The sequence below is a fragment of the Hoyosella altamirensis genome (genome assembly GCF_014191505.1).
Taxonomy (GTDB): domain Bacteria; phylum Actinomycetota; class Actinomycetes; order Mycobacteriales; family Mycobacteriaceae; genus Hoyosella; species Hoyosella altamirensis.
Genome location: NZ_JACHWS010000001.1, coordinates 943,942 through 965,015, shown reverse-complemented (window position 1 = coordinate 965,015; position 21,074 = coordinate 943,942). Strand labels below are relative to the sequence as shown.

The window sequence follows — 21,074 nt, the reverse complement described above, 5'->3', positions numbered from 1 at the left end:
TCAGATTCTGGTTAGGGTGATAGGCAGTCCGTCCGTCGGGAATGGCAATGAGCTTGTGTCCCAGTGAACGTCGTATCCTGGCTTCAAATCGAGACGGTACGTACGCAGCAGGTAGTGCAGGATCGTTTTCACTTCGAGCATTCCGAACTTCATGCCGATGCAACGGTGCGCTCCCCCACCGAATGGCACGAACAGGAAGGGATGCTGCTTGTCTTCACGACGATGCGGGGCAAAACGCTCGGGGTCGAAGCGCGTTGGCTCCGTCCAGTACTCCGGCAGCAAGTGATTCACCCACGGATCGACGAGCAAGAACGTTCCCTTAGGAATGTAGAACCCGAGTATTTCAGTGTCTTTCGTGGTTTCGCGTATGAACGCTGGCACTGGCGCCACGAGCCGCAGTGATTCGGAGATCACGTTGTCGAGAGTCGTCAGTCCGTCGAGGTAGGACGGAGATACTGGACCATCGTGGGCGGCCACTTCCGCACGGACTTTCCCTTGCCACTCCGGGTGCTTCGCGAGGTGGTACGCCGTCGCGGTCGCGGTGATGGTTGCGGTGTCATGCGCAGCCATCATCAGAAAGATCATGTGGTTGACGATGTCGTCGTCGCTAAACGTCTCGCCGTCCTCCGACGTCGCGTGACAGAGCGCCGCGAACAAATCTCGTGAATTCTCACGCCGTTTAGCGGGCAGGTGTTCGCGGAAGTAGGTTTCGAGTGTGCGGCGCCCGCGCAGGCCGCGCGCCCAGCGTCCGCCTGGCACGGGGTACCGCACGATCGCGGTGCCACCTCTGACAGAGGCGATAAACGCATCGTTCAGTTTTGCGACGACGTCGTCACTTTTTTCTCCCGCGTCCATGAAGACGCGCGTCGCCACTTCGAGTGTGAGCTGTTTGAGCGTCGGATAAAGCTCGACATCACCGCCGCGCGTGAACTTCCATACCTGATCGTCGACGACCTCGTCGGCCACGGAAACATAGCCTTCGAGCCGTTCCTTCGTGAACGCCGCCTGCATAATGCGGCGGTGATATCGGTGCTCGTCGGCGTCGAGGAGCATCAGTCCTCTATGGAAGAAGGCGTCGATCAGATAACGCCAGCCGCCCTGTGTGTAGGTGTTGTCGCGGTTCACCAAGACCGCTTGTGTCGCTTCAGGTCCGGCGATGGCGACACCGCGCCGTCCGAAGATGTTCGCCCACGAAACGGGGCCGAGCTCGTTATATCGGCGCAATTGGTACTCGGGGCCGAGGCGCATGAGTTCAAACGTGTGCCCTAGTACCGGCAGCCCCGCATCGCCGAGAACGGGTTTCAGTCCGCTGTCTGCGGGTGGCGTCGCGAATGGCTCTGCGCGCCGATGATGATGTTCCAGTGTGTCCGCAAGCAGGCGGGTGCCTGGCAGCGTCGCGATCGTGGGCTTGTGGCGGGCAACCGCATGTTTGATGTTCTTCGGATTCATGAGCGTACTCATCGCTGGCCTCCCCGTTGAGACTTAGACGCTTGTATAACGCTGACACCAATCTACGCTTGACAAAATCGAAAGTCATGTAAATGCGAGATGTTGTTATCAATTTTCGCGGATTCGTTCGGTTAACGGCGAAATACGCGCTTTCGCCAAGTGAGCGTAACCACTTCATCAACTGCTAATTCTGCCGTAACGGCCGGGCTCAGCCCGAGCAACAATCCGTCAGTACCGTGGGATCGGGCCAGTCCGGAAGCTATTTCCGGCGCGCACCGCACCCCTTGAGGAGGTAGCAATGGTACTGACGAACTTGATCAACAAGGCCAAGGGACTCGTTCAGAAGAATCCCGAGAAGGTCCGGGCAGTAATCGATCGTGTCGAGGAAACCATCGACAAGACCACTGGCGGCAAGTACAGCGACAAAATCCACCAAGCCGCGGACACCGTCGAGGAGCAACTAGGGGTCGCTGTCGTCCCAGAAGAGGCCCCCGCAGACGCGCCCACAGAAGCGCCACAAGCAGTCAGCGACGAGCACGCCAGCGCAGAATCAGAAGTCACGTAGCGGAGAGTATGCGACCCGCGCGCTCAGCTTGGCTCACAGGTTTCGCCGATGGCGATTATTGTGGCGAAATCGCCGGACCGGGCGCACTGTTGGGTATCAGGTGTGAATTCAGCAGCGCGCGAGGTCGTCATGCCACTCGATCCTTTTATGGAGCCCCAAGGGCCCAGCCAGCGCCCACTGGACGCGTATTCCCAGATCGTCGTAGCCGTCGCGCGCACGCTCACGCCACATGTCGCAAGCATTAGCCTCCGTCACGGCGGCGGATCCGCGGTCGCGTTCACTGATGACGGTTTCCTGCTCACCAATGCGCACGTCATCGGACGGGAGTCGGGTGGCAAAGCAGTCTCCGCGGATGGCACCGAGCAGCAGTTCGAGGTCGTCGGCGCAGACAGACTTTCCGACCTGGCCGTCATCCGGACGCGTGGCGCTGGCCCGCCCGCGGCGATGCTGGGAGATGCCGACGCGCTGGTTGTCGGTGAACTCGTCGTCGCTGTGGGCAGTCCGCTCGGCCTGTCCGGTTCCGTCACGGCTGGTGTGGTCAGCGCGCTCGGCCGGTCCCTCCCCGCTCGCGATGGGCGCGCTACGCGCGTCATCGAAGATGTGATCCAGACCGATGCCGCGCTCAACCCTGGCAACTCCGGTGGTGCACTAGCGAACGCGGCAGGCGAGGTGGTCGGCATAAATACCGCTGTCGCGGGCATCGGCCTTGGTATGGCTGTGCCGATCAATTCAACGACACAGCGCATCATCAGCACCCTTCTTGGTGAGGGCAGGGTGCGTCGCGCCTACCTCGGGATCATTGGCTCCCCGACGCCCGTCCCAGCGCCACTCGCGGAACGTATTGGCCGCAGTGAAGCACTCCGGCTCGTCGAAGTACTGTCAGGCGGCCCCGCGGACGCTGCCGGACTGAAACGTGGTGACCTGCTGCTCACCGTGGCCCGTGAGCCCGTCAGCAGCGCGCAGGACATTCAGCGGCAGTTGTTCGGTGAGGCAATTGGCCTCGCGCTGCCCGTCACCGTCCTGCGTGGCGACGCGATGGTGGACGTGATTGCCGTCCCAACGGAGCTCACCACCTGAAACTTCGTCTCCCCTATTGGGCGGGCCACTCCTGGTGGGTCCACGCCATTTCCCAGAACGCCAGTTCGTAACGACTGCTGATCATGAAGGCATCTCTGACCCGCTCCATCGCCGCGCCCGAAAGCTCCGCACCGATCTCGTTGGTCAACTCACGAAGCCACACCACAAGGTCGGTGAACTCGCGGGACGAATACATGCTTATCCATTTCGCATACCCTTCGTTCTGCGGCAAACCGGCCTCCGCCAGCCGAGTCCCGATTTCGCTGAACCCCCACATGCACGGCAGCAGAGCAGCGAGAAGCTCAGCAAAATCACCCACCGCCGCGCTGCGAAGCAGAAAATCCGTGTAACCCTGTGTAGTGGGAGCCATTTCTTCACGTTCCAGGTCTGCCTCGGTGATACCGAGTTCCGTGCAGTAGGAGCGGTGCAAACCCATTTCGACGTGCAAGGTCTCGTGAAGCAATTCGGCGAAGCGTCTCATCGTCTCGAGATCAGGTGCCCGCGCAGCTGCGAGTGCGCACAAACGGGAATATTCGATGAGGAACAGGTAGTCCTGACGGATCCAGAGGCGAAAGGCAGCAGGGTCCAAAGATCCGTCGCCGAGACCTCGAACAAAGGGGTGATTGTGCTGGGCCTGCCAAATTCCGTCCGCTGCTGAGCGCAGTGAGTCGCTGAGAGGAAGCATAAGGCCACTCAATCCCCCCTTTTTTGGGCCGCCTGCTTTTGCGCCGCTGCTTTCACCGCGTCGGCCACAGCCGGTGCCACTGCGGTATCGAAAACGCTGGGGACGATGTAGGACGGGTTAAGGCGGTCGCCTACGACGTCGGCGATGGCCTCGGCGGCGGCCAGCATCATGGGTTCGTCGATGTCCTTGGCGTGCGCGTCTAAGAGGCCACGAAAAACGCCCGGGAAGGCGAGAACGTTGTTGATCTGGTTTGGGTAATCGCTGCGCCCGGTCGCGACGACAGCGGCGTGCTGGTGCGCATCTACCGGATCGATTTCAGGGTCGGGGTTCGCGAGGGCGAACACGATTGCATTGTCTGCCATGGTCGCGACTTGTTCTGCACCAAAGAGATTCGGTGCAGAGACGCCGATGAAGACGTCCGCGCCGACCAGCGCATCATGCAAGGTTCCCGCCATGCGGTGTTTGTTGGTGTTGTCAGCGAGCCAGCGCAGATTGTCGTCCTTGTTCTCGCGGGCGGGGTGAACGATGCCGTCGATGTCCACCGCGACGATGTCGGCAGGGTCTTGCCGCAGAAGCAACCGCATGATGGCCGACCCTGCAGCGCCCGCACCACTGACGACAATCCTGCAGTCCGTCATCTTCTTGTCGACCACCCGCAGGGCGTTGCGGAGCGCCGCCGTGACACAGATCGCGGTGCCGTGCTGGTCGTCGTGGAACACCGGGATGTCGAGCATCTCGCGCAGCCGCGATTCGATCTCGAAGCAGCGCGGAGCGGCGATGTCTTCGAGGTTGATTCCCGCGTAGACGGGCGCCAGCACCTGGACAACGCGGATGATCTCTTCCGTGTCTTGGGTGTCGAGGCACACTGGCCATGCATCCACACCCGCGAACTTCTTGAAGAGCGCGGCTTTGCCTTCCATCACGGGAAGCGCCGCGGCCGGACCGATGTTGCCTAGCCCGAGCACCGCTGAACCGTCCGTCACGACAGCGACCGTGTTGCGTTTGATGGTGAGCCGCCGTGCATCCTCGGGATTCTTCGCGATCGCCTGGCAGACACGCGCCACACCTGGCGTGTACGCGCGGGACAGATCGTCACGGTTACGCAGACTGACCTTCGGAGTAACTTCGAGCTTGCCGCCTAGATGCACGAGGAAGGTTCGGTCGGAGACTTTCCGCACGTGGACATCGGGCAGCGAATCAAGCGCCGCGGTGACATCTTCAGCATGGTCTGAGGACAACACGTTCACAGTGATATCGACGAGGATCGCGTCAGCGGTCGAATCGACGATGTCGAACGCGGTGAGCACCCCGCCGGCTCCGCCAACCACTGTGGTGAGATCACCTGCGGCACTGACTGATGGGGGTGATTCAAGCCGGACAGTTATCGAATAACCGGGACCAGGAACCGGCATCGGGCACCCCCACATCGAAAGTGTGTGATCTAGCTCACAACCACGATAGCGTGGGATTACTCCCCTGTCTGGAGCTTGCGGGCAGCGCTAATCGATTTCAGCCAAACTCCTAGCTCGCCGCAGGACGGTGTCGATCATGTCCGGCGTCAGACGCCCAGTGAAAGTGTTGTGCTGGCTGGGGTGGTAGCAGCCAACAAGAGTGAGCCGGCGTCCATCTGGGTGGGTGACTCGCGCGTCAGCGCCATGACCGAACTTGGGCCGGGGGCGGGGAATCTGCCAGCCTGTCCCCGCCAGATTCGTTAGCAGCGCCTGCCAGCCGAAACCACCCAGCACTACCGCCACCCGCAGAGTTGGTGCGAGGAGGTCCAGTTCGCGCGCGAGAAACGGAGCGCAGCGATTCCGCTCCTCAGGGGTGGGTTTGTTCTCCGGCGGCGCACAGTGGACTGGCGCGACGAGACGCACTCCTGTCAGCACCATCCCATCACCCGAGTGTGTTGAAGTGGGCTGATTGGCGAACCCGGTCCGGTGCAGAGCAGCGTAAAGCACATCGCCGCTCTGATCGCCGGTGAACATCCGCCCGGTCCGGTTGCCGCCGTGCGCCGCCGGGGCGAGCCCGACAACGATCACAGCGGCCTCCGAGTCACCGAAGCTGGGGACCGCACGCGACCAATACGTCCAGTGCGCGAAACTCTTACGCTTTTCGCGTCCCACCTTCTCGCGCCATTCGACCAGCCGCGGGCACGCGCGACATCGCACGACCAGGTCGTCGACGGCGCGCAGTGTGCCCGCGCTTTCCGCACGGCGCGGCCAGTCCGGTTCGTCGGAGGCAGCCATGCCTCGATCGTACGGTCGCCTAGTGAGCGGCGAGTTCCGCTGCCCGGGGCCAGTAACCAGCGCCTGCCGCGTGCATCATCCGTCGCTCGGCGATCTGGTCTGCGGCAATCGCTGCCGGAACACCCTCTGCGGCGGCCAAGGTGAATACTTCCTTCGTGGTGTGGAAGATTGTGCCCACCTTGCGCTTCGCCCGGTCGAAATCGAATCCGTGCAGCTCATCTTCCACCATCACGACACCGCCCGCGTTCACGAGGTAGTCAGGTGCATAGAGGATGCCCCGTGCCGCGAGAACGTCTTCAATCCCCGCATGCGCGAGCTGATTGTTCGCGGCCCCACACACGATCTTCGCGGTCAAGACGGCCACAGTGTCGTCGTTGAGCGCACCACCCAGCGCGCACGGCGCGTAAATATCCAGGCCGGACGTGATGAGGGCTTCGGTGTCGTCGACGACCGACACCTCAGGGTGCGCCTGCTTGACGCGGTCGACAGCCACGGGACTGACGTCGGTGATGGTGACAGTCGCTTTCTCATGCAGGAGGTAGTCGACGAGCAGGCGCCCGACCTTCCCCACGCCCGCCACTCCGACGCGGCGCCCCGCAAGCGAAGCGTTGCCCCACAGGTATTCTGCGCTCGCGCGCATACCCTGGTAGACGCCATACGATGTCATGACGGACGAATCCCCGGAGCCACCGTGCTGAGGCGAGCGGCCCGTCACAAACTGGGTTTGCTCACCGATGGTGTCCATGTCCGTCACGTAGGTGCCCACATCACACGCGGTGATGTAGCGTCCCCCCAGAGATTCGACGAACCGCCCGTACGCACGGAGCAACGTCTCAGTTTTGTGCAGCTGCGGGTCACCGATGATCACAGCCTTGCCGCCGCCGAGCGGAAGCCCAGCGAGCGCATTCTTGTAGGCCATGCCCTTCGACAGATTCAGCACGTCGGTCAGCGCATCTTCTTCAGACGAGTACGGGTAGAACCGCGTACCGCCGAGCGCGGGACCAAGCGCCGTGGAGTAAATCCCGATAATCGCCTTCAAACCGGATTCCGCGTCATTACAGAAAATGACCTGCTCATGACCGGTCTGGCGTTCGAACACACCTCGAGTCACTGTAGTGCCTCCATTTTGTCTGGACGATCGCGTGCTTGTGGCTGCGATCGCGCATATTTGTATAACGGCTCACACTGTCTATGATCCGCCTTTTGCAGTGTGACAGCTATCACGGCAGAAGTCTCTACTTGACTTTCAGCTCATCGCGCAATCGCTTCGATCAGTGATGCTGGTCCGATCGTGGGAACTACCCGGTTCAGTCTGAGCCCGGCGTGTTCAAGCAGTTCGGAATATTGGCCGACGGTTCGTTCTCGTCCGCCTGTCTGGATGAGCATTTCGAGGTTCAGCCACTTGCTGACGTGCTCACCGTTTCCCTCTGGAATGACAGCTTCGATCAGCAGAACCCGCCCATCGTCGCGCATCGCGGCGCGCACATTGCGAAGGATTTCGATGGCCTGTTCTTCTGGCCAGTCGTGCACGATGTTCTTCAGAACGTACGCATCACCGTCAGCAGGAACTGACTCGAAGAACGAGCCTCCGACAGCCTCCGCGCGGTCGGCGACACCTGCGTCGACGAACAAGTCCCATGCGCCTGGCAGCACTGTCGGCAGTTCGAATAGAACCCCGCGCGAGCGTGGCGACTGTTGCAAGATCGCGGCGAGGAGCCGTCCATGGCCTCCCCCCACATCGACGACCGTGCGATATTTCTTGAAGTCGTAGGCAGCGAGGACGGGTCCGATGACCATCTCGGACGTGACCGTCATCGCGTCGTTGAAGACCTGCGCGACTTCCTCATCCTCCTCGAAGTAGTCGAATGCACTCAACCCTCTGATCTGCTCAAGACTCGACTTTCCCGTCTGCACCGAATACAAGAGGCCGCCCCAGTGTTCCCAGTGCGCAGGATGCCCGATCATGAGTACAAGCGGACGAACCGAATCCGCTGCATCGGAGCGCAGCGACTGTCCCATCGCCGTCAGTTCGAAACGACCATCGCTGCCTTCGCGGAAGACCGACTTCGCGGCGAGCGCGCGCAGCAGTCGCTGCGTTCCATCGGAGTTCGCGCCGACCTTCTCCGCAACCTCTTCAGCAGTGAGCGGCCCGCCCGCGAGAGCGTCCGGAATACCGAGTTTGGTAGCGGTGTAAACCGCCTGCGTGACCCAACTTCCGGTCGCCAGTTCGAGGACGTTTACCGGCGAAGGTGCGATCAGCTGGGTGAGCTTTATCAGCCCGCTCCGGACGGTCTCGACAGCCCGCACAACACGAACAGGTGGGAACCATGGCAGTCCAGCTAGGTCCACAAATACCTCCCTGTCGGCGCGGGCATCACCTCCATTATGTGGGGCGAACTGCCATCTGCCGCTCCCGGCGCCAACTCGAGACCACGAGAAGCAGAACCGCAGTGACAACCCCCGTGGCCGCCATGACGATGAAAGCCCCCGTGAAGCCCCATAGTTCAGAGGCAGTCAGCACCACCAATGGCGCCGCCGCGCCACCCAGGTGCCCCACTCCATCAGTCACCGCCACCCCGGTAGCGCGGAACTGAGGCGGGAACTGTTCGGCCGTGTACGTGTAGAGGAGTGGAATCAGGAAGCCGATAGTTGCAGAGGCGACGAACCCGAAGAACATCACCGACGCAGCACCGTGGATGAGGCCGATAGCAAGCAGCGCCGCTGCCCACGCCGCCGCACCCACAGCGGTTGTCATACGCCGATCGAACCGGTCCGCGAGGCCAGTCGCTAACAACGCCCCCGCCACGAAACCGGTTCCGGTGACGATCAGGAAGGTGAGACTCGACGTCAGGCTGAAACCGTGGTTAGTCAGCAGTGTGGGCGCGAGGGTAAGCCATCCATAATTGCCGATGTAGTACACCGTCCAGATCACCGTGAACAGAACCATAAGCCACACGTAGGGCGGGCGCAGCAACCCTGCTCGCTCTTTTTGCACTACGGGGGCCGGGAGCGGTTCCGGCAGGTCCCGGCCCGTAACAGCGCGGGCCCGTTCTTCGGCCCGCGCGATCGCGTGCTCAGCTTCATCGACGCGGCCGCGCACCAGCAGCCAGCGCGCGGACGCCGGCATCTCCCGGCGCAGCACCGCGATCGTCAGGCCGCCTGCCGCGCCGATGACGAAAAGCACCCGCCAGCCTGCGTCGAACGCGGGGATCAGGAATCGTCCGATCACTGGGACCAGGGCGAAGCCCGCGAACGCCATCACGCCAACGATGCACGTCACGCGTCCGCGCAGCTTCTCGGGAGCCAGTTCACCCACGTAGGTGGTGACGGCCGCGATCTCCGCCCCAATACCCATACCGGCGATGAATCGGAAAGCGATCAGCCATGCGATTCCGGGACTCGCGGCAGCAGCGAGTGTGCCGAAGGTAAACAGGCACACGGAGATCATCATGCTCGCGCGCCGACCGCGGGTGTCCGCTATGCGGCTGTCGATGAACGCGCCGAGGATGTACCCGATGAGACTGCTGGTGACTGCGAGGGCAGCGACTCTACTGGAGACGCCGAACTGCTCACTGATGACAGGCAGAGCGAGCCCGATTGTTACGACGTCAAAGTAGGCGAAGAAGTATCCAGCACCGATCACGATCAGTAGCCGGTTGCCATAAGGCCAGACAGGAATGCGGTCGAGCCGCGCGATCAGCGCATCCTCCCGCCCAGGGGCTGCCATGCGATAACGCTACTCCCATGATGACACTCGCCGGACAGTATTGCGTTTTTCCACCATGTACCGAACGTACAAAACGGGATGGGAATTGCACGTTTGGTACAGGGGTCAGGCAGCGCCCTCCCCTAGCTGACGTTTCCAGAGTTACGTGTGTGACGCAGCAGATGAATTCAGCGGGGCGGACTGTCGAGTTCACTCGCGTAGCTCAGCAGCCTCGCAGCCAGATCGTGTGGCTTGGCCAGCGCTGACAGGTGGCCTGAATCAATTATCTCCGGCTCGATTCCCAGCCTGTCCCGGCTGATCTTCTGCATGAACGGCAGCGGGAACAACCGGTCATAGCGCGCCGCAATGACTTTGGTGGGAATGCTCGGCCACTCCGGCCCCATCCAGGCTGTCGTGAACGGCGTTTCGGACTGGTTCCGTACGTGCTCGGCACTCGCTTCGACAACGTCGGGCGGCACGTCATGGAGGAACAGTTCGAACGGATCGAAGGCAGCTTCGGGATTGCGGCCTTCCTCGACTGCGTAGGCCTTCTGTGCCGCTTCTTGCCCCGTGTTACCCCACCACGCGCCACCAGTTTCACCGGGCGCCGGGATCATGGCACCAACAAGAACCAGCATCGAAGTAGGTACGCGTTCCGCGGTCATGACAGCGGTGAACGCACCCATCGATTGCCCGACAATGATGAGCGGCCGTCCCGATACGTCAGCAACGGCACGTGCCGCAACATCGGTGTACTCCGGAAACCCGGCGGAATCATCGTCCACGGGCAGGTCAGGAGCTACGACGCTATTGCCGGCCGCCTCCAGGAGGGGCGCAACCCGGTGCCAGTACCACGAATCCGAACCCGCTCCGGGAAGTAGCAAAAAGGTATTCAGCCGCGGCCGGGCGTCGAATCCCACAAACTCGCCATCCGGATTCCGGCGCGCATACATCGTCGAGACGACCGCGCTGATTTCAATCGGGCCATACACGTGCGGGAACAACACGTCGCTTGCAACTCCTGGCGGCGGGGCGGGCTGGGCAGCTTCATGCCGGATCTCTGCGGACACCGCTTCCGGATCGATGACAAGCACCACAAAGTCACCCGGCTGATCGCGATAGAAACGATTCGCTACCGCAGTGAGCGTCGCTTCGTCGCTGGTGCAGTGAATGAAGCCCTCGCTTGCTAGGGAGGCGGGGCGGATCCAGGCGCCGGACTGGGCACGCCACGCTGACAGCGGCATCAAGTGCAGCACTTGCTCCTCCTACACCTCGTGAGCCGCTACGGCGCGCTGCTTGCGGCGCCAGACGATAATCCCGATCAGTCCCGCGATGGCGGCGAGAGCGCCGACGGCAAGCAGTGGTGACTGCGTAAACATCGACACCCAGGCCGTCATCACGGCGAGACCGCCGAAGGTGTAGATCGCCGCCCACATCAGGCAGCCCGCGAACATTGCGATCAAGTAGCGGACAAAGCGCATGCGCATCGCCCCGGCGGTCAGGTTGATCGCCGTCTGCACGCCGATCGTGAGGAACGAAACCGTCACCGCGGGCGGACCGTACCGGTTGATCGCCCCTTCAGCCCGCTCCAGTTTGTCGCCGAGCCGATCACCCAGCCTGGACCGGTGAACACCCGCACCGAGTCCCCGGCCTATCCAGTAGGTGGCCTGGGCGCGCAGAAAAACGATGCCGAGCAGCGCGAGATAAACAACGACCACCGACCGTCCTTCAAGGAACGTGTACTCCATACCGCGTCCCTCCGCCGGTGAACACCTGTCATCGGACGAGATTACTCAATATCGGATCGTCCCTGCAGGGTCCCCTTACAGCAACGGTGCACGGATCGGGGCTTCAGGCGCGGTGACGACATCGGTGGCGCCGGTGCGAAGGTATTCGACGACAGCCGCGTCGACGACCCCATTGCCTTTGGCGAACGCGCCATGATCACCGCCATCGACACTGATCAAGTGTGATCCCATCCGCTCCGACATGCTCAGGCCGCCGGTGTAGGGAGTTTGCGGATCCTGCCGCGACTGCAGCTGCAGCGGCTGAACGGCCAAACCCTTATTGGTGACGTCGACCGGGACGGTGACGGGAGGCGCGCCAGCGCACGCCGCCCCGGAGCTGAACGTGTATCCGATGAGCTCGAACATGTCACCGCTGAGGAAGCTGTGCGCGAGGAATGCCGGGTAGTCCCATGGGCGTGCGGCGACCTGGTTCTCGTTGCACATGATGACGTTCTGCATCGCCTGGAACTGGAGCAGCTCATTGATGATGACGTCGTCCATCTCGAACGCCGCGGGATCCGTGCCCCCGTTCCGGATCGACTGGGCAACGAGTGGCCACATGTCGCGCTGGGGTGCAGCCTCACGAGTCAGCCCGTAAACCGTCGACATCATCTGCGACGGCGTGATGATGTTCGACAGCCAGCCTTCGAACTGGGTTCGCGCACCTTCGGTGAGGTTGATGCCCGCGATGTACTGCTCAGCGAAGTCGGTGAGCGCTGGCGGTACATCCCCGATCTGCGCGGCGGGCGGTACCAGTGTGGGTGACGCACCTGCTTCCGTGGCGACAACTTCTGACCAGCGCTGGTACACCTTCAGCGGGGTATCCCCCAGACCGTAAGTCTCGTCATTGTCGGCGATCCACTGCATCATCGCGTACACGCGCTGCTTGTAACCGTCGTTCTGCTGCCAGAGAACTTCGTTCCACGCCCAGTCCGGGTCCATCGCGGAATCTAGGACCAGACGGTCGACATGCTGCGGGAATAGCGTGGCGTACGTCGAACCCAGGAACGTGCCGTACGACAGTCCGAAAATGCTGATCCGCTCGTCACCGAGTTTGCGGCGCACTTCTTCCCAGTCACGCGCGGTTGTTTCGGTGGTGATGGTGGCTGTGTATCCGGGGTCTTGCGCGTCGCACATCGCGCGTGTGGCACCGCCATAGTTGATTGTGGCCGTCGTAATGTCGAGCGGTGGGGTGCATTCAAGGGCGGTGGCGAAAGGAAGCCCGCGAGGCTGCACCCCTATGAGGTCCCATTCATTGCGCAGTTCTTGCGGCCAGCTGAACAGTTGGTTGTCTTCGAACATCGGAAGCGCACTGCCACCGGGTCCGCCGGGGTTGCCGAACAGGACGCCTCGTTTCGGGCCCTGCGCGGGAAGCTTGCTCACTGTCAGTTCAATCGTCGGCCCGTCTGGGTTCGCGTAGTCGCGCGGCACTTCGACTTCTGCGCATTGCGCGGTCTCGACGTAGCTTCCTTCGGGGCACGGACCCCAGTCCAAGTCGGCTGGTTCCGCGACCGCGTGGCCGGGAAGCAACAGCGCCGTACCCGCTAGCAGACTCGCAGTAGCAACCGCCGTAGTTCCAGCCCGCACCGCACCCACGATCCAACCCCCATTTAATTACTCGTCGTTGCTATGGGGACCTTATCGGGTGCGCAGGCGATCCGCACGCTCGGAAGTCCTTACTGCGCAATAGATCCGAAAAGACCTGATTTCACTGGAACCGATTGGTCCGGGACGGCGTCATTTATTGGTGGACGCGAGAGGAAGGCGTCCACGGGGAGGCGAGAACGCTGCGGCTAGTGGAAGGAGAGGGCCACTGCCGCAGCGCAATCGCCATCCATGCACGACCTATTTCCAGATATGTCCGGCAGGGAGCAGCTCGCCATGTCCCCCGGTGAGCTCGGCGACTGTCGACGCGAGTTGTTCCGGCTCATTGGACGTGAGAGTGAGGGTCGCTTGTTCCGCGTAGTCGACGTGGGACACGTCGATCCCGCGGCCACGCAGCTCCGCCTCCAGCCGGCCGGCTTGGGCGTGCTCGACGACGAGCAAGAACGTCTCGTATCGAGTCCTCGGTACGAGGTTGGCGGCGTCGACCGCGGCGGAGACAGCACCCGAGTACGCCCGGACCAGTCCGCCCGCCCCCAGCTTCACCCCGCCGAAATACCTGCTCACCACGACAGCGACATTCACCAGGTCGCGTGCTTTGAGAACCTGCAGCATGGGGATACCCGCCGTGCCGCCCGGTTCCCCATCGTCGCTGGACCTTTCGACTCGAGACTCCCCCTCATCGCCGATGATGCACGCGAAGCAGTGATGCCGGGCACTGGAGTGCTCCGCGCGCGCATCCGTCACCAGGCGCATCGCGGCGTCTACATCGTCCGCGCGGCGTAACTCGGCGATGAATCTGGAACGCTTAATTTCGGTCTCGACGCGAGGCCGGTCACCGCTGGACAGCGAATACAGCATCGCGATCAGTGTAATGGCCCCGCCCTGACCTCATCACACACCCGTTCTCCCGGCCACACACCCGCTGCAGGGGTGTGTGGCCGGGAGAGACGGTGTGCCGTGGAAACGATGTGCGTCACTCCGGGCGCTCTCCGGATTCCGCGACCGCCTTGATCCGTGCCAGTCGCTGATCCCAGCTGTCCGCGATCCGCTGGAGATCCCGGCCCAGCGTGCTGATCCGAGATCCCAACGGGCTGTATATCATCTCGCGTCCGCGCTTCTCGGCTTCGGCGAGCCCAGCCGTGCGCAGAATTTCGAGATGCTTGACGATGGCCTGGCGGCTGATGGGGAATTCACCGGCTAGCGTGGATGCGGATGCTGGCGCCTCGCCGAGACGAACCAGGATGTTCCACCTGGTCTCGTCGCCCAGCGCCGCGAACGCCGGAGCGAAGGTTGAGGACGGCATCCGATTCATCCCCGCCCGGCTGCTCGTTCTGCGGTTGCTGGTTCCCGCACCGAAGGGGTCAGGTACGAACGCGCAGCGGCGAGTTCAGTTTCCCAGCCTTCCGTGTTGTCGTCGATCTTCCTGCGCCGCTCCTCTTCAGAGACCGTAAGTGTGGAGAAGCCGCTTTCGGCCACGCGGAGCGACACGCTTCCGTCGTTTCGCTCGTCGATCCAGAACTCGACGAGCGTCGAGCCAGCGTCCCCGCCGAGCCACCGGAACGCGGCATATCTGGGCTCTACAAGCTCTACGGTCTGAAACGAGAATGCACCGTGGACTGGGTCGTGGACGACGCTCACGTCGCCATTCTGATCGATTTTATGCTCGACGATGGCGCCGTCGTTGATGAACCAGCCGGGTTCTGAGATCAGCGTCCAGACACGGCTGGCCGGGGCCTCGATATCAATCTGACGTTCGATGCGGTCAAGGTCAGTGTTCATCTTTCCTCCAAAGCGTTTGGTTGCTGCAACTAGATGGTTGCACACTCTCCCGGTTGCCGCAACCATCTAGTTGCACTTTCGGGATTGGCTGCCTTTAAGTGCGATGGCTCTGTGATCCGGCTTACACTCTGACCATGCGGCTCATGGCACCGAACGACTTCATCTTCCTTGGGCTCGAATCCCGGGAACATCCCATGCATGTCGGAGGGCTTGAGCTGTTCACCCTCCCAGACGGCGCGGGTGACGACTTCGCCCGCCAACTGCACACTGAACTGATCAGCGCACCTGAAATATCGTCGACATTCCGCCGGCGCCCGGGGACCCCGCTCAACACGCTGAGAAATCTCACCTGGATCGAAGACGCTGACGTCGATCTCGAATACCACGTCCGCCTCTCCGCGCTCCCCCGGCCGGGCCGGATCAGGGAACTCTTCGAAGCCGCTTCGCTCTGGCATTCCGCGCTTCTTGACCGGCACCGGCCGTTGTGGGAAATGAACATCGTCGAGGGCCTTTCGGATGGGCGGCTCGCGGTGTACACGAAAATTCACCACGCACTCGTCGACGGTGTCTCAGCACTGCGCCTTCTGCAGAACAGTCTGTCCGACGACCCGGCTGACGAACATCTCGCGGCCCCTTTCGCTCCACGGTCACCGCGGCGATCGAAGCCTGGCCGCAGCATGAATCCGCTGTCACTCGCGAAAACCGGGCTCAGCCTGACAGGTGAGGTCGCAGGTTCAGTTCCCGCCGCGTACCGCATCGGGCGCCAGATCATGCGTGAGCGCGATATCCCACTCCCCTTGCGCGCACCCCGATCCATGTTCAACGTGCCGATCGGTGGCGCCCGGCGTTTCGCGGCGCAATCATGGCCGATCGCGCGGCTGAAGGGTGTTGCGTCGGAGCTTGGGTGCACCCTTAACGACGTCGTTCTGGGAATGTGCGGCGGCGCGCTGCGCGAATACCTCATCTCGCAGAACGCACTCCCCGACAAGCCGCTCATCGCGTTCGTGCCGGTGTCACTGCACGCGCTCACCGGAGAGCGCGACGGCGGTAATGCCGTCTCTCTGGTGATGACCAGTCTCGGCACTGACGAAGACGATCCGCTGGCACGAATGAAGGCGATCAGAAGGTCGATGGGACAGGCGAAGGAAATGATGTCCGGCCTCTCCCCACTTCAGGCAATCGCGCTCGGTGCGACGCTTGCGGGTCCGTTCGGCCTGACTAGCGCCTCGGGGCTCGCTGGCATCACCCCGCCCTCCTTCAACGTTGTCATCTCGAACGTGCCTGGCCCCAAGAAACCGTTGTACTGGAACGGTGCCCGGCTCGACGGCATCTATCCCGCTTCGATCGTCATGGACGGACTAGCCCTGAACATCACGCTGACCAGCAACGGAGATTCCCTCGACTTCGGCATTCTCGGGTGCCGTCAGTCAGTGCCACACCTCCAGCACCTGTTGCGTTACCTCGACGAATCCCTTACCGCGCTTGAGAACGCCGCGGGTGTGTAGCCGTCACCTATTCGGCGGGGTAAGGAACTTCATCGCGGCACGCAGCGCAGGAGCGGGAACGCGATCCTTAGCGGACAGCGCTGCTTGTCCAAGTCGCGTACGCAGCGGGGTGCCCCGGCCGAACTGCCGATTCAGCTGTCCACCATCAACGGGCAGGTCGAAATGCAGAGGAGGGGCGCCGTCCGCCGCGCCTAAAGACTTGCCGATCACCATGCGCTGGATCTCGCTGGTCCCCTCGAAAATGGTGTACAGCTTCGCGTCCCGGTACCACTTCTCCACCGGGTTGTCGGTGATATAGCCCCAGCCACCACAAGTCTGAATCGCCTGTTCCGTCGCACGGACAGCGATTTCGCTCGCAGCGAGCTTCGACATCGAGCCCTCCGCATGCTGGAACGGCACACCGTTGGCACCCATCCACGACGCCCGCCACGTCAGCAATCGCGCAGCATCGAGTTGCGTCGCGATATCAGCGAGCGGGAAAGAGACCCCTTGGTTATCAATGATCGGCGCGCCAAACGCTTCCCGCCGATTCGCGTACTCCGTCGCGAACTCCAGCGCCGCCCGCGCGATGCCGAGCGCCTGCGCCGCAACCATTGGACGAGTCTGCTCAAACGTGCCGAGAGTCGACGACTTCCGCTTGCCCGACTGCGATTCGGCATCCGCGCGCGCCCGTTCGAGCTTCTTGTTCAGCTTCTCGTCCCCACCGAGCAAGTGATCCGCCGGGATGCGGCAGCCGTGAAAGCGCAGCTCCGCAGTATGCGACGCGCGGCAGCCGAGTTTGTCGAGTTTACGGACGAGTTCGATGCCAGGCGTGTCACCCGGAACGATGAAGAGTGCTTGACCGCGGTGCCCCAGATCAGGGTCGACGGTCGCATTGACGACATGCACGTTTGCGATTCCGCCATTACCGATCCACATCTTGTGACCGTCGATAATCCAGTGGTCGCCATCCCGCTTCGCAGTCGTACGCAGGTTGCGGACGTCGCTGCCACCTTCAGGTTCAGAGACGCACAGCGCCGCCAGCTTGAGGTCACCCGGGGTGCCGAAACACTCCGGCGCCCACCGCAGCATCTGCTCGGGGGTCGCCGCCTGCCCGATCGACGAGAGGGCAAGGGCAGGCATCACGACCGCGAGCCCGATTCCCGCACATCCCCAGAACAGTTCCTCCATGAACAGAGGCAGCGAAAGCCCAGTTGGATCGCCGATCAGGTCACGGTAGAAGAGAGGGCCGTAAAAGCCCGCCTCCGCGGCTTTCTCCAGAACCGGCCAGGGGAACGCCTGTTCCTTGTCATATTTGGCTGCGACGGGCCGGATCACGTCCTCCGCGAACGCGTGGGTACGTTCCACGAGGTCTTGCTGTGCACCGGTCAGGGATAGATCAAAACTCATTGCGCCTCCGTAAGTCCCTTAATGGGTTACCCGCTGACCAAAGTTTCTATTCACGCCTACGCTATGAAGATGCAGCCCGCCTTCCGTGTCACAGCGGCAGACCGATATCTTGTCGAGCGCACCGCGCGCTGGGGGCCCTCTTCGGTCGACGTTGTGATGGCGGGGCTGAGCCGGTCCGCGAACCGGGGAATGCTGTGGATAGGCACTTCCGCGATCCTCTACGGTTTGGGCGGTCCTTACCGGCGCGCCGCGGTGCGCGGCCTGGTATCCGTGTCGCTCAGCAGCCTTCTCGCTAATGCCGCTTTGAAGTGGACCTTCCCGCGCCATCGTCCCCCCGCGGACGCGGTTCCCCTTGCCCGCCGAACCTTCGACGTGCCGCGCTCATCGTCCTTTCCCTCCGGCCATTCCGCGCTCGCCGGCGCGTACGCGACGGGCGTGTTCCTCGAATCGAAGTCGGCGGGGCTAGTCGTAACCCCGCTCGCTGCCGCCGTCGCGTACTCGCGCGTGCACACCGGCGTGCATTGGCCCTCCGACGTCCTTGCGGGCGTCGCGGTTGGCAGCGCGACGGCACTCGCTACCCGGCGCTGGTGGGCTAGCGCCAGCGGTGACCCGGCTCTTCCCGCCGAGACCGCTCCGGCACCCGCGCTTCCCAGAGGCGACGGACTGATCGTTCTGTACAACCCAGAGTCTGGGCGGGGAGCGTCGCCTCTGCTTGAGGCTCTGCGCGAACGCCTGCCGGACGCCAAATTCAGCGAAATACCGCTCCGCGATTCGCTGCCCGAGACGCACGCCGAACTCGTCACGCTGATCCAGTCCGCCGATCCGAAAGCGCTCGGCGTGTGCGGCGGCGACGGAACAGTGCGCACCGTGACCGCTGCTGCGCTGGAAACCAGCCTGCCGCTTGCGGTGTTTCCCGGCGGGACGCTGAACCACTTTGCCCTCGACACCGGGGCGTTTGATGTCGACGTCGTCGCCGCCGCCGTCGAGGAAGGTTCCGCGTACTGCATTGACACCGCCGACGTCGCCGTCGATGGCGGAACGCCCATCACGTTCATCAACACGGCGAGCATCGGCGGCTACCCGTCGGCCCTGCAGACTCGTAAGAAGTGGCAGCGCATCGCCGGAAAATGGATCCCGCTGGTTGCCGCGATGGTCCGCGAAATCGCCACGTCCCCACCTTTGCGAGCCAACATCAACGGCAGAAAGACAACGCTGCGGCTGCTGTTCGTCGGGAACGGCGGTTACGCTCCCGCGGACCGGATTCCCGTCGGGCGCACCAGCCTGGCTGAAGGCAAACTCGACGTCCGCCGGATCCGCGCGGATCTGCGCCTGTCCTATCTTCGCGCGCTCTACGCAGTACTGACCGGGACTCTAGGGAAAAGCCCTGTGCACCGTCGTGACCGCCTCGCGCGGCTCAACGTCACGATCCTGGGAGATGACGTTCCGCTGGCACTCGACGGCGATCCGCTCGCGCAGGGCACTCGATTCAGGTTCCGTGCACGCCATTGTTCACTGACGTTATATGCACAAAACAGGACGTAAAAATATAGCGGATCCCTGCCATTCGGCGCGCGTACATGTTCTGGGAGTGGCAAGATCACGGAGATAGCTTCCCGAACGTCACGGCAGGAGAAGCATCATGCTCAAGAAGTTTCACGACCTTTTCGGTCTTCGGACGGATCCGATCATCTTCTTTGTGTCCGCAGCCATCACGGTCGGTTTCGTTCTCATCGCAATCTTGTTCACCAGCACGGTCGACGCGGTGTTCGAGAACGTCAAGGACTGGATTCTCGCCAACCTGGGCTGGTTCTACATCCTTGGTGTGACGTCATTTCTGCTGTTCTTGATCTGGATCGCGATCAGCAGATACGGGCACGTCAAGCTCGGTGGTGATGAGGAACAACCGGAATACAACACGGCCACCTGGTTCGCGATGCTGTTCGCGGCCGGCATCGGCACGATTCTCATGTTCTGGGGGGTCGCGGAGCCGATCAGCCACTACGCGAACCCGCCGCGTGCGGACGTTGTCCCCGAATCGCTAGCAGCCGAAGAAGAGGCAATGGCGTTCACGCTGTACCACTTCGGGCTGCACACGTGGACGATCTTCTGCTTGCCGGCGCTCGCCTTCGCCTATTTCGTCTACAAACGCGGGCTGCCCATGCGCGTCAGTTCGATCTTCCACCCGATGCTCGGGGACAAGATCCACGGCCCCATCGGGAAGAGCATCGACGTTCTCGCAGTGTTAGGAACCCTGTTTGGTGTCGCGACGTCCATCGGTCTGGGAACTCTGCAAATCAATGCCGGCCTGAACTCGCTTTTCGGGATCCCGGAAAGCAAACTCGTCCAAGTCATTCTGATTACCGTCATCACTCTGATCGCGATTGCGTCTGTTGTTGCTGGCCTCGACAAAGGCATCAAACGACTATCGAACATCAACATCACCATGGCAATCGGGCTGCTGGTATTCATCCTCTTCGCCGGGTCCACGCTGTACCTCCTCAAAGGGATCATCGAAACCACCGGCACCTACCTCAAATGGATCGTGCCGCTCGCGTTCTGGACTGACGCCGCCGACGTCAACCCTGGATGGCAGGGAAGCTGGACTGTCTTCTACTGGGCCTGGACCATCACGTGGGCGCCATTCGTCGGCATCTTCATTGCGCGTATCTCGCGGGGCCGCACAATCCGCCAATTCGTCGGTGGCGTGCTTGGCCTCCCCACCGCGTTCACCATCATCTGGTTCAGCGTGTTCGGACTGTCATCCTTTGACATCGAGCGCAACCGCGACGGCAACCTCGTTCAGGAGGTGGTCGACGAAGGTGACATTCCCGGGGCGTTGTTCAGTTTCCTCGAAAACTTCCCCGCCACGACTTTAGTGGCAGCAATCTCGGTACTTATCGTGGTGATCTTCTTTACAACGTCCTCGGACTCGGCATCGCTGGTCGTTGACATGCTCTGCACCGGTGACATCGGTGCTGGGCCCACGCGGCAGCGGGTGTTCTGGGCCGCTGCCGAAGGTCTTGTGGCGGCGACGCTCCTGGCTGCCGCGGCAGGTACCGACGGGCTGACGGCCTTACAGCAGGTGATCACCGTAATAGGGTTGCCGTTCTTCCTCATCGGCTTCTTCACGATGTTCAACCTCGTGAAAGCGCTCAGAGAGGATCACGTCGTCACCGGGCGTCCAATCCGGGAAAGGCAACACGCGAAGTACCGCGTGCAGCAGGATCTGGAGGAGTAGCCCGCCCTTTTTGGCGTATCCTGACGTCAAAATAAGCGAACGC

19 protein-coding genes and 1 pseudogene are annotated in these 21,074 nt (G+C 62.3%); 5 read left to right on the top strand and 15 right to left on the bottom strand.

What is annotated here, in order from left to right:
* A complete protein-coding gene (locus tag FHU29_RS04630) occupies positions 1 to 1,461 on the bottom strand; it encodes a cytochrome P450 (protein WP_064441608.1) in 1,461 nt (486 codons plus the stop codon).
* 286 nt (positions 1,462 to 1,747) lie between these two features.
* On the opposite strand from FHU29_RS04630, the gene FHU29_RS04625 reads away from it, so the two are divergent.
* Together FHU29_RS04625 and FHU29_RS04620 are read left to right on the top strand one after the other, a co-directional pair.
* Positions 1,748 to 2,014: an antitoxin gene (locus FHU29_RS04625; RefSeq protein WP_064441607.1), complete on the top strand. Its 267-nt coding sequence runs from the start codon at positions 1,748 to 1,750 to the stop codon at positions 2,012 to 2,014.
* A gap of 102 nt (positions 2,015 to 2,116) precedes the next feature.
* A complete protein-coding gene (locus FHU29_RS04620; protein WP_232323038.1) occupies positions 2,117 to 3,091 on the top strand; it encodes a S1C family serine protease in 975 nt (324 codons plus the stop codon).
* A 13-nt stretch (positions 3,092 to 3,104) separates the two neighbouring features.
* Here FHU29_RS04620 and tenA read toward each other — a convergent pair whose 3' ends face one another.
* The 13 genes and pseudogenes from tenA to FHU29_RS04555 form a co-directional block, all read right to left on the bottom strand.
* Positions 3,105 to 3,776 carry a thiaminase II gene (gene tenA / locus FHU29_RS04615; RefSeq protein WP_064441606.1) on the bottom strand — a complete coding sequence of 224 codons (672 nt, stop codon included), beginning with the start codon at positions 3,774 to 3,776 and terminating at the stop codon, positions 3,105 to 3,107.
* Between the two features lie 8 nt (positions 3,777 to 3,784).
* Positions 3,785 to 5,188: an NAD-dependent malic enzyme gene (locus FHU29_RS04610; protein ID WP_064441605.1), complete on the bottom strand. Its 1,404-nt coding sequence runs from the start codon at positions 5,186 to 5,188 to the stop codon at positions 3,785 to 3,787.
* A gap of 87 nt (positions 5,189 to 5,275) precedes the next feature.
* Positions 5,276 to 6,022, bottom strand: a complete 747-nt coding sequence (locus tag FHU29_RS04605; protein WP_064441604.1) for a uracil-DNA glycosylase — start codon at positions 6,020 to 6,022, stop codon at positions 5,276 to 5,278.
* Between the two features lie 19 nt (positions 6,023 to 6,041).
* The gene (locus tag FHU29_RS04600; protein ID WP_064441603.1) at positions 6,042 to 7,133 is read right to left on the bottom strand and encodes a Glu/Leu/Phe/Val family dehydrogenase; all 1,092 of its coding nucleotides are present in this window, start codon (positions 7,131 to 7,133) and stop codon (positions 6,042 to 6,044) included.
* Positions 7,134 to 7,273: 140 nt separating this feature from the next.
* Complete coding sequence (locus FHU29_RS04595; RefSeq protein WP_064441602.1) at positions 7,274 to 8,371, bottom strand: methyltransferase; 1,098 nt, start codon at positions 8,369 to 8,371, stop codon at positions 7,274 to 7,276.
* 34 nt (positions 8,372 to 8,405) lie between these two features.
* Positions 8,406 to 9,749 carry an MFS transporter gene (locus FHU29_RS04590; protein WP_064441601.1) on the bottom strand — a complete coding sequence of 448 codons (1,344 nt, stop codon included), beginning with the start codon at positions 9,747 to 9,749 and terminating at the stop codon, positions 8,406 to 8,408.
* A 167-nt stretch (positions 9,750 to 9,916) separates the two neighbouring features.
* Positions 9,917 to 10,624 (bottom strand): alpha/beta fold hydrolase, encoded by a 708-nt coding sequence (locus tag FHU29_RS04585; RefSeq protein WP_064441782.1) that lies wholly within the window; start codon positions 10,622 to 10,624, stop codon positions 9,917 to 9,919.
* 72 nt (positions 10,625 to 10,696) lie between these two features.
* Positions 10,697 to 10,972 (bottom strand): annotated as a pseudogene (locus FHU29_RS04580) (DUF952 domain-containing protein); the annotation flags it as partial.
* Positions 10,973 to 10,993: 21 nt separating this feature from the next.
* Positions 10,994 to 11,476, bottom strand: a complete 483-nt coding sequence (locus FHU29_RS04575) for a DedA family protein (RefSeq protein WP_064441600.1) — start codon at positions 11,474 to 11,476, stop codon at positions 10,994 to 10,996.
* A gap of 75 nt (positions 11,477 to 11,551) precedes the next feature.
* A complete protein-coding gene (locus FHU29_RS04570; protein WP_064441599.1) occupies positions 11,552 to 13,111 on the bottom strand; it encodes an alpha/beta hydrolase in 1,560 nt (519 codons plus the stop codon).
* 249 nt (positions 13,112 to 13,360) lie between these two features.
* On the bottom strand, positions 13,361 to 13,978 hold the full coding sequence (locus tag FHU29_RS04565) for an IMPACT family protein (protein ID WP_064441598.1): 618 nt from the start codon (positions 13,976 to 13,978) through the stop codon (positions 13,361 to 13,363).
* A 115-nt stretch (positions 13,979 to 14,093) separates the two neighbouring features.
* Positions 14,094 to 14,423, bottom strand: coding sequence for an ArsR/SmtB family transcription factor (locus tag FHU29_RS04560; RefSeq protein ID WP_064441780.1), 330 nt, complete (start codon positions 14,421 to 14,423; stop codon positions 14,094 to 14,096).
* A 5-nt stretch (positions 14,424 to 14,428) separates the two neighbouring features.
* Entirely contained in the window at positions 14,429 to 14,899 is a 471-nt protein-coding gene (locus FHU29_RS04555) for an SRPBCC family protein (RefSeq protein ID WP_064441597.1), read from the bottom strand.
* A gap of 134 nt (positions 14,900 to 15,033) precedes the next feature.
* Here FHU29_RS04555 and FHU29_RS04550 point away from each other — a divergent pair, with 134 nt between their 5' ends.
* Entirely contained in the window at positions 15,034 to 16,404 is a 1,371-nt protein-coding gene (locus FHU29_RS04550; protein WP_064441778.1) for a WS/DGAT/MGAT family O-acyltransferase, read from the top strand.
* Between the two features lie 3 nt (positions 16,405 to 16,407).
* Here the strand turns inward: FHU29_RS04550 and FHU29_RS04545 are convergent, their stop codons facing one another.
* A complete protein-coding gene (locus FHU29_RS04545) occupies positions 16,408 to 17,793 on the bottom strand; it encodes an acyl-CoA dehydrogenase family protein (RefSeq protein ID WP_013807747.1) in 1,386 nt (461 codons plus the stop codon).
* A 69-nt stretch (positions 17,794 to 17,862) separates the two neighbouring features.
* On the opposite strand from FHU29_RS04545, the gene FHU29_RS04540 reads away from it, so the two are divergent.
* Together FHU29_RS04540 and FHU29_RS04535 are read left to right on the top strand one after the other, a co-directional pair.
* Positions 17,863 to 19,335 (top strand): bifunctional phosphatase PAP2/diacylglycerol kinase family protein, encoded by a 1,473-nt coding sequence (locus FHU29_RS04540; protein WP_232323037.1) that lies wholly within the window; start codon positions 17,863 to 17,865, stop codon positions 19,333 to 19,335.
* 97 nt (positions 19,336 to 19,432) lie between these two features.
* Entirely contained in the window at positions 19,433 to 21,031 is a 1,599-nt protein-coding gene (locus FHU29_RS04535; protein WP_064441596.1) for a BCCT family transporter, read from the top strand.
* The last annotated feature ends 43 nt before the right edge of the window (positions 21,032 to 21,074 follow it).